Origin of the sequence: Amycolatopsis sp. NPDC049159, assembly GCF_040648295.1 — a bacterium.
GTDB lineage: Bacteria > Actinomycetota > Actinomycetes > Mycobacteriales > Pseudonocardiaceae > Amycolatopsis > Amycolatopsis pretoriensis_A.
In genome coordinates this window covers 158,433-171,456 of the sequence record NZ_JBEZDL010000022.1, presented here as the reverse complement: position 1 = coordinate 171,456, position 13,024 = coordinate 158,433, and the positions used below count along the sequence as shown (strand labels likewise).

The 13,024-nt window shown below is 71.9% G+C and carries 12 protein-coding genes; 8 read left to right on the top strand and 4 right to left on the bottom strand.

Annotated features, from left to right (window positions below):
• The first annotated feature begins 27 nt into the window (after positions 1–27).
• The gene (locus tag AB0B33_RS35725; protein ID WP_247017817.1) at positions 28–588 is read left to right on the top strand and encodes a helix-turn-helix domain-containing protein; all 561 of its coding nucleotides are present in this window, start codon (positions 28–30) and stop codon (positions 586–588) included.
• On the top strand, positions 585–1,838 hold the full coding sequence (locus AB0B33_RS35720; RefSeq protein WP_360780112.1) for an MFS transporter: 1,254 nt from the start codon (positions 585–587) through the stop codon (positions 1,836–1,838). The genes AB0B33_RS35725 and AB0B33_RS35720 overlap by 4 nt, the downstream gene beginning before the upstream one ends.
• Here the strand turns inward: AB0B33_RS35720 and glp are convergent.
• Positions 1,792–2,985, bottom strand: coding sequence for a gephyrin-like molybdotransferase Glp (gene glp, locus AB0B33_RS35715; protein ID WP_247017819.1), 1,194 nt, complete (start codon positions 2,983–2,985; stop codon positions 1,792–1,794). The genes AB0B33_RS35720 and glp overlap by 47 nt on opposite strands.
• A 73-nt stretch (positions 2,986–3,058) precedes the next feature.
• Between glp and AB0B33_RS35710 the strand changes: the two genes are divergently transcribed.
• The 5 genes from AB0B33_RS35710 (at position 3,059) to groL (ending at position 8,158) form a co-directional block, all read left to right on the top strand.
• Positions 3,059–3,736, top strand: a complete 678-nt coding sequence (locus AB0B33_RS35710) for a TIGR00266 family protein (protein ID WP_160700589.1) — start codon at positions 3,059–3,061, stop codon at positions 3,734–3,736.
• Positions 3,736–4,359 carry an AIM24 family protein gene (locus AB0B33_RS35705; RefSeq protein WP_247017821.1) on the top strand — a complete coding sequence of 208 codons (624 nt, stop codon included), beginning with the start codon at positions 3,736–3,738 and terminating at the stop codon, positions 4,357–4,359. The genes AB0B33_RS35710 and AB0B33_RS35705 overlap by 1 nt, the downstream gene beginning before the upstream one ends.
• Positions 4,360–4,471: 112 nt before the next feature.
• Positions 4,472–4,678, top strand: coding sequence for a cold-shock protein (locus tag AB0B33_RS35700; protein WP_003085446.1), 207 nt, complete (start codon positions 4,472–4,474; stop codon positions 4,676–4,678).
• Between the two features lie 64 nt (positions 4,679–4,742).
• On the top strand, positions 4,743–6,248 hold the full coding sequence (locus AB0B33_RS35695) for a serine/threonine-protein kinase (protein ID WP_360780107.1): 1,506 nt from the start codon (positions 4,743–4,745) through the stop codon (positions 6,246–6,248).
• A 281-nt stretch (positions 6,249–6,529) separates the two neighbouring features.
• Positions 6,530–8,158 (top strand): chaperonin GroEL, encoded by a 1,629-nt coding sequence (gene groL / locus AB0B33_RS35690; RefSeq protein WP_043776303.1) that lies wholly within the window; start codon positions 6,530–6,532, stop codon positions 8,156–8,158.
• A 53-nt stretch (positions 8,159–8,211) separates the two neighbouring features.
• Here groL and AB0B33_RS35685 read toward each other — a convergent pair whose 3' ends face one another.
• The 3 genes from AB0B33_RS35685 to AB0B33_RS35675 form a co-directional block, all read right to left on the bottom strand.
• Positions 8,212–8,535, bottom strand: coding sequence for a hypothetical protein (locus AB0B33_RS35685; protein ID WP_247017825.1), 324 nt, complete (start codon positions 8,533–8,535; stop codon positions 8,212–8,214).
• A gap of 128 nt (positions 8,536–8,663) precedes the next feature.
• Positions 8,664–8,876, bottom strand: a complete 213-nt coding sequence (locus AB0B33_RS35680; protein ID WP_247017827.1) for a PspC domain-containing protein — start codon at positions 8,874–8,876, stop codon at positions 8,664–8,666.
• A gap of 348 nt (positions 8,877–9,224) precedes the next feature.
• The gene (locus AB0B33_RS35675; RefSeq protein WP_360780102.1) at positions 9,225–10,154 is read right to left on the bottom strand and encodes an o-succinylbenzoate synthase; all 930 of its coding nucleotides are present in this window, start codon (positions 10,152–10,154) and stop codon (positions 9,225–9,227) included.
• A gap of 75 nt (positions 10,155–10,229) precedes the next feature.
• Between AB0B33_RS35675 and AB0B33_RS35670 the strand changes: the two genes are divergently transcribed.
• A complete protein-coding gene (locus AB0B33_RS35670; protein WP_360780099.1) occupies positions 10,230–13,019 on the top strand; it encodes a BTAD domain-containing putative transcriptional regulator in 2,790 nt (929 codons plus the stop codon).
• The last annotated feature ends 5 nt before the right edge of the window (positions 13,020–13,024 follow it).

Below are 13,024 nucleotides of genomic sequence, written 5' to 3'. Positions count from 1 at the left end.
GCTCTTGTACAACTACTCTTGTGCGTCATGACCGAAGACATCCGGGAAATCCGGGATTCGAAGGTGCTGGCGGCCATGTCGCACCAGCTGCGCCGCCGGCTCCTGGAACTGCTCCACCTCGACGGCCCGGCGACCGCGTCGATGCTGGCCGCGAAGACCGGCCAGGCGGTCGGCAACGTGAGTCACCACATGAAGGTCCTGGCCGCGGCGAAGCTCGTCGAGGTGGCCCCGGAACTGGCCCGAGACCAGCGGGAACGGTGGTGGAAGCGCAGCGCGAAGACGCTGCGGTGGGCCGCGGCCGACTTCCCCGGCGACCCGGTCGCCGAAGCCGCCGAGGTCCTCGTGCTCGACCACCAGACCGCGGTCGCCCGCGAGTGGATCGCGAGCCGCGAGTCCTACCCCGAACAGTGGCGCGGGGCGCCGTTCAGCATCGACACCTGGGTGCGGCTGTCGAAGGAGGAGCTCGACGAGCTCAACGAGCGGATCTTCCTGCTGATCGGCGAGTTCGAGAACCGCACCGAACCCGGCGACGGCGTCGAGCGCCGTCCGGTCTTCTTCGCCGCGCGGGCGTCGCTGGGCAAGCCGTGAAGGGGCTCTGGGGGAACAGGGACTTCCGGCTGCTCTGGACCGGCGAAACGACCAGCATGCTCGGCAGCATGGTCGCGAGCACGGCGTTGCCGCTGGTCGCGGTGGTCACGCTGCAGGCGAGCACGTTTCAGGTCGCGCTCCTGACCGCGGTCGCCTGGCTGCCGTGGCTCGTGGTGGGCCTGCCCGCCGGTGCCTGGGTCGACCGGCTGCCGAAGCGCCCGGTCATGCTGCTCTGCAACACGGTGTCGATGGCGGTGTTCGGCAGCGTCCCGCTCGCGGCCGCCTTCGGCGCGCTGACCATGCCGTACCTGCTCGCGGCCGCGCTGCTCGGCGGCATCGCGAAGGTCTTCTTCACCCTCGCCTACCGGGCCTACCTCCCGGCGCTGGTCGGGCCCGGCGAGCTCCTCGGCGCCAACGCCAAGCTGCAGGGCAGCGAATCCGCGACGCAGGTCGCCGGCCCGGGCGTGGCCGGGCTGCTGGCGCAGGCGTTCGGCCCGGTCAGCGGGATCCTCGCGGACGCGGTCAGCTTCGGTGTCTCCGTGCTGTGCGTGCGGGCGATCAAGGTGCGCGAGACCGTCGTCCCGCCCGTCCGGACGCCGCTGCGCCGCCAGATCGCCGAAGGGCTGCGGTTCGTCGTCCACGACCGGTACCTGCGGTCGCTGATGACCTTCGGCGCCGTCTCGAACCTCGCCCTCACCGGCTACCAGGCCATCCAGATCGTGTACCTGTCCCGCACGCTCGGCGCCGCACCCGGCCTGGTCGGGCTGGTGCTGGCGGTGGCCGCCTCCGGTGGGGTGCTCGGCGCGGTACTGGCCGGACGGCTCGCCGCCCGCTTCGGCGCCGCGCGCGCGTGGCTGCTGTGCGAGGTCGTCGCGGCACCGATGCTGCTGTTCGGGCCGTTGAGCGGCACCGGCTGGGGCCTGGCGCTGTTCGTGCTCGCCGAGTTCGGCGTCTGCACCGGGGTCGTCGCCGGGAACGTGCTGACCACGACGTTCCGCCAGCAGTACACCCCGCCCGAGCTGTTCAGCCGGGTCAACTCCAGCACGTCGATCGTCAACTACGGGACGATCCCGCTGGCCGGGGTGCTCGGCGGCGTGCTGGGCGAGACGATCGGCATCCGCGAGACGCTCTGGTGCGCCGCGGCCATGTCGATCGTCGCGTTGCCGTTGCTGGCGCCCTACGGGAAGCTGCGCGACTTCCCGGTCAGAGCAGCAGCACGTCCACCTCTTGACCTTCCGCTGCCGACGTGACGTCTTCCGGCAGCACGATCAGGCAGTTGGCCTGCGTGAACGCGGCCAGCAGGTGCGAGCCCGGCCCGCCGCGCGGCCCGACGACGCCGGTGACCTCGCGGTCGGACGGCGTGAACACGCCCCGGCGGTACTGGCGGCGGCCGGCGGGCGAGGACATCTCCTCGGTCAGCCGGGCCCGCACGCGCCGCCGCGAAACGTCGGTGTGGCCCATGGCCGTCAGCAGCGCCGGGCGCAGGAACGCCTCGAACGACACCAGCACGCTGACCGGGTTGCCGGGCAGCGTCACCACCGGCACGCCCTGCCAGCGCCCGCAGCCCTGCGGCCCGCCCGGCTGCATCGCGATCTTCGCGAATTCGACGCCCTGGCCGGTCAGCGCGTCCTTCACCACTTCGTAGGCGCCCGCGCTGACCCCGCCGGACGTCACCAGCAGGTCGGCGTCGGCCAGCTTCGGCTCGATGACCTTGCGGAACTCCTCGACGTCGTCGACGACGCTGCGGACGACGTCGGCCTCGCAGCCGAGTTCGCGGATCGCCGCGGCGAGCATCACGCTGTTGGACTCGTAGATCTGGCCGTGGCGCAGCGGGGCGGGTGCGTCGATCAGCTCGGTGCCGGTCGAGGCGATCAGCACGCGCAGCGGCCGGTGCACCCGGAGTTCGGCCAGCCCGACGGCGGCCGCGAGGCCGAGCTGCGAGTGGCCGAGCACGGTCCCGGCGTGCAGCGCGACGCTGCCGGCGACGACGTCTTCACCGGTCCGCCGGATGTGCGCGCCCTCGCGGGCGGGCGCCGAGATCGTCACGGTTTCCGTGCCGCCGTCGGTGTCCTCGACCATCACGACGGCGTCCGCGCCGGGCGGCAGCGGGGCGCCGGTCATGATCCGGTGCGCGGTGCCCGGTTCGAGGGTTCCGACGTCGACCCGGCCCGCCGGGATGTCGTCGGCCACCGGCAGGGTCACCGGCGCCGTGGCGACGTCGGCGGCGCGGACCGCGTAGCCGTCCATGGCGGAGTTGTCGAAGGGCGGCAGGGAGACGCCGGCCCGCACGTCCTCGGCCAGCACGAGGCCGGCCGCGGCGGCGAGGGGCAGCGTGGCCGCGGGGGCGGTGCCGAGGAGCTCGGCGACGCGGTCGCGGTAGTCGTCGACGGAGATCACCGGACCATCCTCCCCGCCTTCGGGGGTCGTGCAAGACTCTGCCCCGTCACGAGCACGCCGATGGGGAGCAAGCATGCAGGTTCAGGTCCGTCAACAGCCTTCGTTCGCCGTCGCCCGGCTGATGCTGGCGCCCGGGGAGCCGTGCCAGGTGGAATCCGGCGCGATGATGGCCACCAGCTACGGCGTGCAGGTCCAGTCGCAGGCGCAGGGCGGGATCATGAAGGGCCTGGGGCGCGCGTTCCTCGGCGGCGAGTCCTTCTTCATCTCCACCTTCACCGCGCCGCAGAACGGCGGCTGGGTCGACGTCGCGGCCAACCTGCCCGGCGACATCCAGGTGGTCCCCCTCGACGGCCGCACCGGCTGGGCCGTCACCCGCGGCTGCTGGCTCGCGTCGTCGCACGGCGTGCAGACCGAGACCAAGTGGGGCGGGATGAAGAACCTGATGGGCGGCGAGGGCGGCTTCCTGACCCACGCCACCGGCCAGGGCCAGCTGCTCGTCTCCTGCTACGGCGCGGTCGAGACCATCACGCTGCAGCAGGGCGAGATGGTGACCATCGACACCGGGCACGTCGTCGCGTACGCCGACACCGTGCAGTACCAGATCCGGAAGGTCGCGACGGGCATCATCCAGTCCATGAAGAGCGGCGAAGGCCTGGTGTTCGACTTCGTCGGCCCCGGCCAGATCATGACGCAGACGCGCAACCCGTCCGCACTGGTCAGCTGGATCATCTCGCACGTCCCGTCCCGCTGATGCGCGTCCAGACCCGGCACACGCCCGGTTTCGGCGTCGCCCGCGTCCTGCTGGACCCGGGCGAGGCCGTGCAGGCGTCGCCCGAAACGTTGCTCGCCAGCCGGTTCGGGGTCACCGAGACGCCGGTGGGCCGGGGCGGTGTCCGCGCGAGCAAGGCGACGACGGTGGTCTACACCGCGCCGTCCGACGGCGGCTGGATCGACTTCGCGCCGTTGCGCCCCGGCGACGTCTACCCGCTGGAAGTCGGCGGTGGCACGGGCTGGTCGGTGCACCGCGACGCGGTGCTGGTGCGGCCCTCGACGGTCCGGCACGACCCGAACTGGACGCCGTTGCAGCAGCTCTTCGGCGCCGACTCGGGGTTCCTCGAGCACTACAGCGGAACCGGGCCGCTCGTGCTCGCCGCGCCCGGCCCGGTCGACGCGTTCGAACTCGGCAAGGGCGAGCTGGTCACGGTCCGGCCGGACTACCTGCTGGCCTACCCGGACAGCGTCCAGTGCCGGTTGCGCGCGCTCGACCCGGGCGGTCCGCAGTCGCTGCGCACGGGCGAAGGGCTCGCCGTCGACTTCGCGGGTCCGGGGACCGTGCTCGTGCACGCGCGGAACAGACGCCTTTCGGGCACGTGATCTTCGGACGAATTGCCCATTGCCGAGGGGAATAATTCCGGTAGCGTGATTGGCACTTCCGCCGCTGGCCCCCGCTCGGGCCAGCGGATCCTTTGTGCTGAGGGAGGGCGCCGTGGCTGTCGGCACCGTCAAATGGTTCAACTCGGAAAAGGGCTACGGCTTCATCGAATCGACGGAGGGCCCGGACGTCTTCGTCCACTATTCGGCCATCCAGTCCGAAGGATTCCGCACTTTGGACGAAGGCGATCGCGTCGAGTTCGAAGTGCAGTCGGGCCGCGACGGTCGTAGCCAGGCAGCCGACGTGCGGAAGGTTTCGTAGCGACTCGCTCACCTGATCGGCGAACCCCCGGGAAGCGCTGAACCTGGGGCGTTAGGCTGCGGGCGTGACAGGCGATGTGTCGGGGGACCTCACCGGTCGCCGGCTGGGCAACTACCGCATCGACGGTGTGCTCGGCAAGGGCGGCATGAGCGTCACCTACAAGGCCACGGACGTGCGTCTCGGCCGCAAGGTGGCGCTGAAGGTCATCGGTGACCACCTCGGGGCCGACGCCGAGTTCCGCGAGCGGTTCGTCGACGAGGCGCGCAACACCTCCGCGATCGACCACGCCAATGTCGTGCCGCTGTACGACTTCGGCGAGCTCGAAGGCATGTTGTACATCGCCATGCGGATGGTCGACGGCGGTGACCTCGCCGGCCTGATCGCCGGCGGCCCGATCGCGCCCGCGCGCACCCTGACGATGCTCGACCAGGTCGCCGACGCCCTCGACACCCTGCACAACCGTGGTCTGGTCCACCTGGACGTCAAGCCGGCGAACGTGCTCGTGACGAAGAAGGAGACGTCGCGCGAGCACGTGTACGTCGCCGACTTCGGCCTGACGCGCCGCGGCGCGACCGGCCACCGCACGCGCGGCGGCGACTTCCTCGGCTCGCCGACGTACGCGGCGCCGGAGCACCTGCGCGGCGAGCCGCTGGACGGGCGCACCGACCAGTACGCGCTGACGTGCGTCCTCTACGCGTGCCTCACCGGCAGCCCGCCGTTCAAGGGCGACGTGCCGACGGTGATCAAGGGGCACCTCAACGGCGAACCGCCCGCGATCTCGCGCGCCGTCGCGCTGCCGCCGTCGATCGACGAGGTCATCCGCAAGGGGATGGCGAAGAGCCCGGCCGACCGCTACCCGAGCTGCGTCGAGATGGTCGCGGCCGCCCGCCGCGCGCTCGGCCCGCTGGCCACCTCCGACACCCCGCCGGGCCCGCCCGGGTCCCATTCGGGCGGAATCCCCGCGCCGCACCGTGCTGGTCAGGTACAACAGGAGCCGCACCAGAACAGCGCACCGCAGGGAGAGGGGGCCCCCGTGCACCCGTACGGAGGACAGCAGCAGCCCGGCTACGGCCAGCAGCCCGGGCCGCAGGGGCCGCCCCAGGGCATGCCGCCGCAGGGCCCGCAGCAGCCGGGCATGCCGCCGCAGGGCCCGCCGCCCGGGTACGGCTACCCCCAGCAGGGCCCGCCGGGGATGCCGCCGCAGGGCATGCCCCCGCAGGGTTACGGCTACCCGCAGCAGCCGGGCATGCCCCCGCAGGGCCCGCCGCCCGGCTACGGCCAGGACCCGATGCGCCTGCGCCCGCCGATGCCCGCGGGCGGCGCGGGCGCGTTCCACCAGCCGAAGAGCAGCGGCGGCAAGAAGTGGATCTTCATCGTCCTCGGGCTGGTCGTGGTGGCCGGCCTGGTGGTGGGCGCGATCTTCCTGTTCGGCGGCGACGACAACGGCGGCGGTGGCGGCCAGACGACGGCCCCGAACATCCCGGTCGGCCCGGGCGGGGACTCGCAGAGCAACCCGACGTCCTCGCTGAACGCGCCCCCGACGTCGATCAGCATCAAGCCGAGCAACTGAGCGCGGCCCGGACGCCGTGAACGGGTCGTTCACGGCTTCGGTGGCTCGCGAGATCGTGCGGCGCTGAGCAGGTCTTCTTGCACTCTCCCCCTGAGAGTGCTAAACACGGTATTGGCACTCGACGCCGTCGAGTGCCAAAGGTCGGGACGGTGAGGCTGACCCCCACCCGGGTCCAGTCGTCCGTCGCGGGCACCGAGCCTGGCCGAGGAAAGAGTCCTGCTGCCGCCGCTGCAAGAACCACAGCGCGGCGGTGGCGCCCAATACCGGAGGACCACACCGCAATGGCCAAACTGATCGCGTTCGACGAGGACGCCCGCCGCGGTCTTGAGCGCGGCTTGAACACCCTCGCCGAAGCCGTCAAGGTGACCCTCGGCCCGCGGGGCCGGAACGTCGTGCTCGAGAAGAAGTGGGGCGCGCCGACCATCACCAACGACGGTGTCTCCATCGCCAAGGAGATCGAGCTCGAAGACCCGTGGGAGAAGATCGGGGCCGAGCTCGTCAAGGAGGTCGCCAAGAAGACGGACGACGTCGCGGGTGACGGCACCACCACCGCCACCGTGCTCGCGCAGGCCCTCGTCAAGGAAGGCCTCCGCAACGTCGCCGCCGGCGCCGACCCCATCAGCCTGAAGCGCGGCATCGAGGCGGCCGTCGAGGCCATCACCGAGCAGCTGCACAAGGCCGCCGTCCAGATCGAGACCAAGGAGCAGATCGCTGCTACCGCCTCGATCTCGGCCGCTGACCGCACCATCGGCGAGCTGATCGCCGAGGCGCTGGACAAGGTCGGCAAGGAAGGCGTCGTCACCGTCGAGGAGAGCAACACCTTCGGTCTCGAGCTCGAGCTCACCGAGGGCATGCGCTTCGACAAGGGCTACATCTCCGGTTACTTCGTGACCGACCCGGAGCGTCAGGAAGCCGAGCTCGAGGACCCGTACATCCTCCTCTTCGGCTCCAAGATCTCCACCGTCAAGGACGTCCTGCCGCTGCTGGAGAAGGTCATCCAGTCCGGCAAGCCGCTGCTGATCATCGCCGAGGACGTCGAGGGCGAGGCCCTGGCCACCCTCATCGTCAACAAGATGCGCGGCACCTTCAAGTCCGTGGCCGTCAAGGCCCCGGGCTTCGGTGACCGCCGCAAGGCGATCCTGCAGGACATCGCGATCCTGACCGGTGGCCAGGTCATCTCCGAGGACGTCGGCCTCAAGCTGGAGAACGCGGACCTGTCCCTGCTGGGCAAGGCCCGCAAGGCCGTCATCACCAAGGACGAGACGACCATCGTCGAGGGTGCGGGCGACGCCGACCAGATCCAGGGTCGCGTCAACCAGATCCGCGCCGAGATCGAGAACTCGGACTCGGACTACGACCGCGAGAAGCTGCAGGAGCGGCTCGCGAAGCTGGCCGGCGGCGTGGCCGTCATCAAGGCCGGCGCCGCGACCGAGGTCGAGCTCAAGGAGCGCAAGCACCGCATCGAGGACGCGGTGCGCAACGCGAAGGCCGCCGTGGAAGAGGGCATCGTCGCCGGTGGTGGCGTGGCCCTGATCCAGGCCGCCGAAGCCGCGTTCGCGGGCCTGAAGCTCGAGGGCGACGAGGCCACTGGTGCCAACATCGTCAAGGTGGCCGTCGAGGCCCCGCTCAAGCAGATCGCGATCAACGCCGGCCTCGAAGGCGGCGTCGTGGTGGAGAAGGTCAAGGGCCTGCCGCAGGGTCACGGCCTCAACGCCGCCACGGGTGTCTACGAGGACCTGCTCGCCGCCGGCGTGCCGGACCCGACGAAGGTCACCCGCTCCGCGCTGCAGAACGCCGCTTCCATCGCGGCGCTGTTCCTGACCACCGAGGCCGTCGTGGCGGACAAGCCGGAGAAGGCTTCGGCCGCTCCCGCCGACCCGTCCGGTGGCATGGGTGGCATGGACTTCTGAGTCCGGTCGCTTAACTGGGAAAGCCCGGTCCGCTTCGGCGGGCCGGGCTTTTCTCATGGCTTGGTGAAGAACCAGATGGCGTAGGCACCCAGGATGACGACGCCGAGCGCGAGCACGCCGAGGCCCCCGAGCCAGGCGGTGCTCGCTTCTTCCGCTTCCAGCGCGACGACGATCGCGCCGATCCCGGTGAGCAGGATCCAGATCGCCAGCCCGGCGGCGGTGTAGAGCACGGTCTTGGTGACCGTCGTGCTGCCGGTGTCGTTGAACGCGAGTGCGAAGAACGCGGCGAAGGCGGTCAGTCCCAGCCCGGCAAGCAGGTACAGCCCACCGAGGATCCCGACGACGACCTTCGCGGCCGTTCTGCTCCCTTGATCCACGAGCGCGAACCCTAACCCCTCGCACGGGATTCGCGCGGGCCTTTTGCGCTGCTCGGCTTACGGTGCTCGGCCGAACAGCGCACCCCCGGCGGGCCCCGGTTCCCCCTGCGAACCGGCGCCCGCCACGATCAGGAGTCCTCTTCCGGCGTCAGGATGGCGGCGGCGACGTAGATCGGGATCGCGATGCCGACCGACAGGAACACGGCGGCGACCAGACCGATGCGCAGGACGTTGGCGTCGATGCCGAGGTAGGTGGACCAGCCACCGCAGACGCCCGTGAGCATCTTGTCGGAGCGGCTGCGGCGGAGCTTCTTGGCGGGGGTGTACACGCTGTTCGTCATGGCTCAATACTGGCTCCCGGCCCACCCCGGCCACATCCGGAACGGCCCGGACCCCGACCCTGAACTTCGCCCTCGGGGAAGACCAGGTGCTCACCGGGAATCTGCGCGCGAACGCCGCGAGGATCGTGTCCCGCCTGGCGGGGCCGAGGTTCGCGGGCTACCTGCGGACCCGATCGCCGAACCCCGGCTGACCTGGCTGCGTGACCTGCGGCGCGGCAAGCACACCCCGGAAGAGGCCATGGCGGCCGCCGCCGAGCTGGAGGATCGGCTCGACCGGCTGGCGCGGGGTGCGTCGCCGCTGCCGGAGCAGCCCGATCGTGCGTGGGCCGACCGGTGGCTCGTGCGGGCCTACGACAGCGCGCGCACCCGGGCCAGACGGGCTTCCCACGCGGCCTGGACGTCGGCTGGGGCCGGGTAGGCGTCCGTGGGCTCCGGTGCCTGGCGCAGCACCGGCAGGAAACCGTCCACAGGGGACAGTGGTTCGGCGGAGACGTCCCCCGCCAGCAAGGAAATCGTGCCGAGTCCACAAGCGAATTCGAGTTCCGGGAGCGCGCCCGCCAGCGCGAGTCCCGCCGCCAGGCCGACGCTCGTCTCCACCGCCGACGACACCACGCACGGCAGCCCGCACGCCTCCGCGACCTCGAGCGCCCGGCGGACGCCCCCGAGGGGAGCGACCTTCAGCACCGCGATGTCCGCCGCCCCGGCGACCGCGACCTTCAGCGGGTCTTCCGCGCGGCGGATCGACTCGTCGGCGGCGATCCGGACGCCCACCTTGCGGCGCACCTCGGCCAGGTCGTCGATCGTCGGGCACGGCTGCTCCGCGTACTCCAGCCCGCCCGCCGCCTTGTCGAGGTCGGTGATCGCGCGGACCGCCGTGGCGACGTCCCACGCCGTGTTGGCGTCGACGCGGATCGCGCCGTCCGGGCCCAGCGCGTCGCGGACCGCCTCGACCCGGGCGCAGTCGTCGGCCAGGGAGACGCGCGGGTCCGCGACCTTCACCTTGGCCGTGCGGCAGCCGGACGCACGCACGAGTTCGTACGCCTTTTCGGGCGCGACCACCGGCACGGTCGTGTTCACCTCGACCCGGTCGCGGACCGGGGCCGGCCAGCCGGTTTCGCTCGCTTCGAGGGCCGCCCGCAGCCACGGCGCGCTCTCGGCGTCCGAGTAGTCGGCGAACGGGCAGAACTCGCCCCAGCCCGCCGGGCCGCGCAGCAGCACGCCTTCACGGACGGTGATGCCGCGGAACCGGGTGCGCAGGGGAATCGCGTAGACCTTCATCAGGGCCGATCATGCCACCGTCCCAGGTTCGGCGAACGGGTGCAGAACCGCGCATTCGGAGGAGAGAATGATCCGGTGGCCCTCGACTTCCGCGTGCTGGGTCCGGCCGAGGTCACGGCCGACGGCCGCCCGGTACCGCTCGGGGGCAGCCGGCCGTTGATCGTGCTGGCCGGCCTGCTGCTGCGCGCGAACCGGGTGGTGCCGGTCGAGGAGCTGGGCCGCTGGCTGTGGGACGACGACCGCCGACGCTCCAAGGGCGCGCTCCAGACGTACGTGCTGCGGCTGCGCCGGGCGCTCGGCGACCAGGTGGCGATCCGCACCGAAAGCGGCGGTTACCGGATCGAACTCGACGACGGCCTGCTCGACCTGTCCCGGTTCCGCGCGCTCGCCGCCCGCGGCAAGGTCGCGCTCGACCGGGGCGAGAGCCGCCAGGCGGCCGCCCACTTCGCCGAGGCGCTCGAACAGTGGCGGGGGCCCGCGCTGCTCAACGTCGAGTCGGACGCGCTCCACCGCGACGAAGCCGGCCAGCTGGCCGAGGAACGGCTGCGGGTCCGCGAGCAGTGGGCGGACGCGCTGCTCGACGTCGGCGAGTACGGCACCGTCGTTCCCGAACTCACCCGGCTGACCAGGGAAAACCCGTTGCGGGAGCGGCTGCACGAGCAGCTGATGGCCGCGCTGTACCGCTCAGGACGGCAAGCCGACGCGCTCGAGGTGTACGGCCGGATCAGCGGGGTGCTCGCCGACGAGCTCGGGCTCGATCCCGGCCCGTCGCTGCAGCGCACCCGGCAGGCGATCCTGACCGGCGCCGACGAGCCCGCCGGGCTGGCGCGCTACCGGCTCGGCGCCGAACCGCAGGTGCCGCACCAGCTGCCCGCCGACCTGCGGACCTTCTCCGGGCGCGAGTGCGACCTCAAGGCGTTGCACGCGCTGCTGCCGGAGGCGGTCGACGCCGGTGCGTCCACGCCGATCGCGTCCGTCGAAGGCATGGGCGGTCTGGGGAAGACGACGCTGGCCGTGCACTTCGCGCACGAGATCGCCGACCGGTTCCCCGGCGGGCAGGTCTACCTCAACCTGCGCGGCTACGGCCCCGGCGAACCGGTCGAGCCGTCGACGGCGCTGGAGGCGATGCTCACCGCGCTCGGCGTGCCGTGCGACCAGATCCCGGCCGACCTCGACGGCCGCGCGGCGAGCTGGCGGACGCACACCGCGGGACGGCGGCTGCTCGTCCTGCTCGACAACGCCAACCGCACCGAGCAGGTGCGGCCGCTGCTGCCCGGGCCGGGCTGCCTGGTCGTGGTCACCAGTCGCTGGCAGCTGCGCGCGCTGGTCGCGACGCACGGCGCGCGGCGGATCGCGCTGGAGGAACTCGGCGACGAGGACGCGGTCGAGCTGCTCGCGGCCACCATCGGCGTCGAGCGGGTGGCCCGCGACCCGGCGGCGGCCGAGCGGTTCGTGCGCCACTGCGGCGGGTTGCCGCTGGCCATCCGGATCCTCGCGGTGCGGGCGGCGCAGTTCCCCGACCTGGCGCTCGACGAGTTCGCCGGCTCGATCGAAGACGACCTGCTCGGTTCGTTCGACCTCGCCGACGGCGAAGGGACGAACATCCGCTCGGTGCTGTCGTACTCCTACCAGGCACTGGACCCCTCGGCGGCGCGGCTGCTGCGGCTGCTCGGCCTGGCCACCGGCGCCGACTTCACCGCCCCGGTGGCGGCCGCGGTCGCCGGCCTGGACCTCGCGATGGCCCGGGCGGGCCTGGAAACCCTGGCGTCCGCGCACTTGCTGGCCCAGCCGCGGCCGGGCCGCTACCAGTTCCACGACTTGATCCGGGCGTACGCCGGCGAAGTCGCTTCGCAGGTCGATACTGCTTCGCAGCGCTCCGCGGCGTTGGACCGGCTGCTGGGCTGGTACCTGGCGTCGGCACTGGACGCGTCCCGCCGGATGCGCCCGGAGCGCTACTACCGGCTGCTGGAACCGGACGACCTCGAAGGCGGTCTCACCTTCGACTCCCACCACGACGCGCTGGACTGGTTCGTCGAAGAGTCCGCCAACCTCATCGCCGCGGTGCACCTGGCGCGGCGCCTCGGCCGCGACGACGCCTGCTGGAAGCTGGCTTGGCTGCTGCAGAGCTACTTCGTGACGCGCTCGCGGCTGGACGATTGGCGTTCGGTGTTCACGGTGGCGCTCGAAGCGGCCCGCGCGAGCGGCCACCGCCCCGGCGAGGCGGGCATCCTCAGCGGCCTCGGCGTCGTCAACGGCGTCGCCCGGCAGTACGCGGACTCGCGGCGCTACCTGGAGCAGGTGCTGGCGATCCAGCGCGAGCTCGGCGCGCGGGAGGGCGAGGCGCGGGCGCAGTACAACCTGGCGCTGGCTTCGCACAACCTCGACGAGTACGCCTCGGCGTACGAGCACGGCAAGCAGGCGCTGGAGATCGTGCGAGAGCTGGGGATGGGCCAGTTCGAAGCGAGCGTGCTGCGCGCGCTCGGCGACGTGTGCACGTCGATGGGCGACCACGAGCAAGCGTTGCGCCTGGCGGACGCGGCACTGGCCGTCGTCGGCCCGGACGGCCAGCCGGTGGACACGCGTTTCACCCAGCACACGCGGGGCTTGGCCCTGATCGGCCTCGGCCGGCTCGACGAGGGCATCGCGTGCATCCGCGAGTCCGTCTCGATGTTCTTCGAGATGGGCGAGCTGTACGAGGCCGCGGACGTGCTCGCCCAGCTGGGCACCATCTATTCGAGGTACGGCGACGAGGCTCTGGCTCGCGAGTGCTGGCTCCGCTCGGTCCGCCTGCTGACGGAGCTGGGCCACCCCGACGCCGACGACGTCCGCGCCAAACTGGCGGCGCTGGTCAGCGCGGGCGGCTGAAAGAC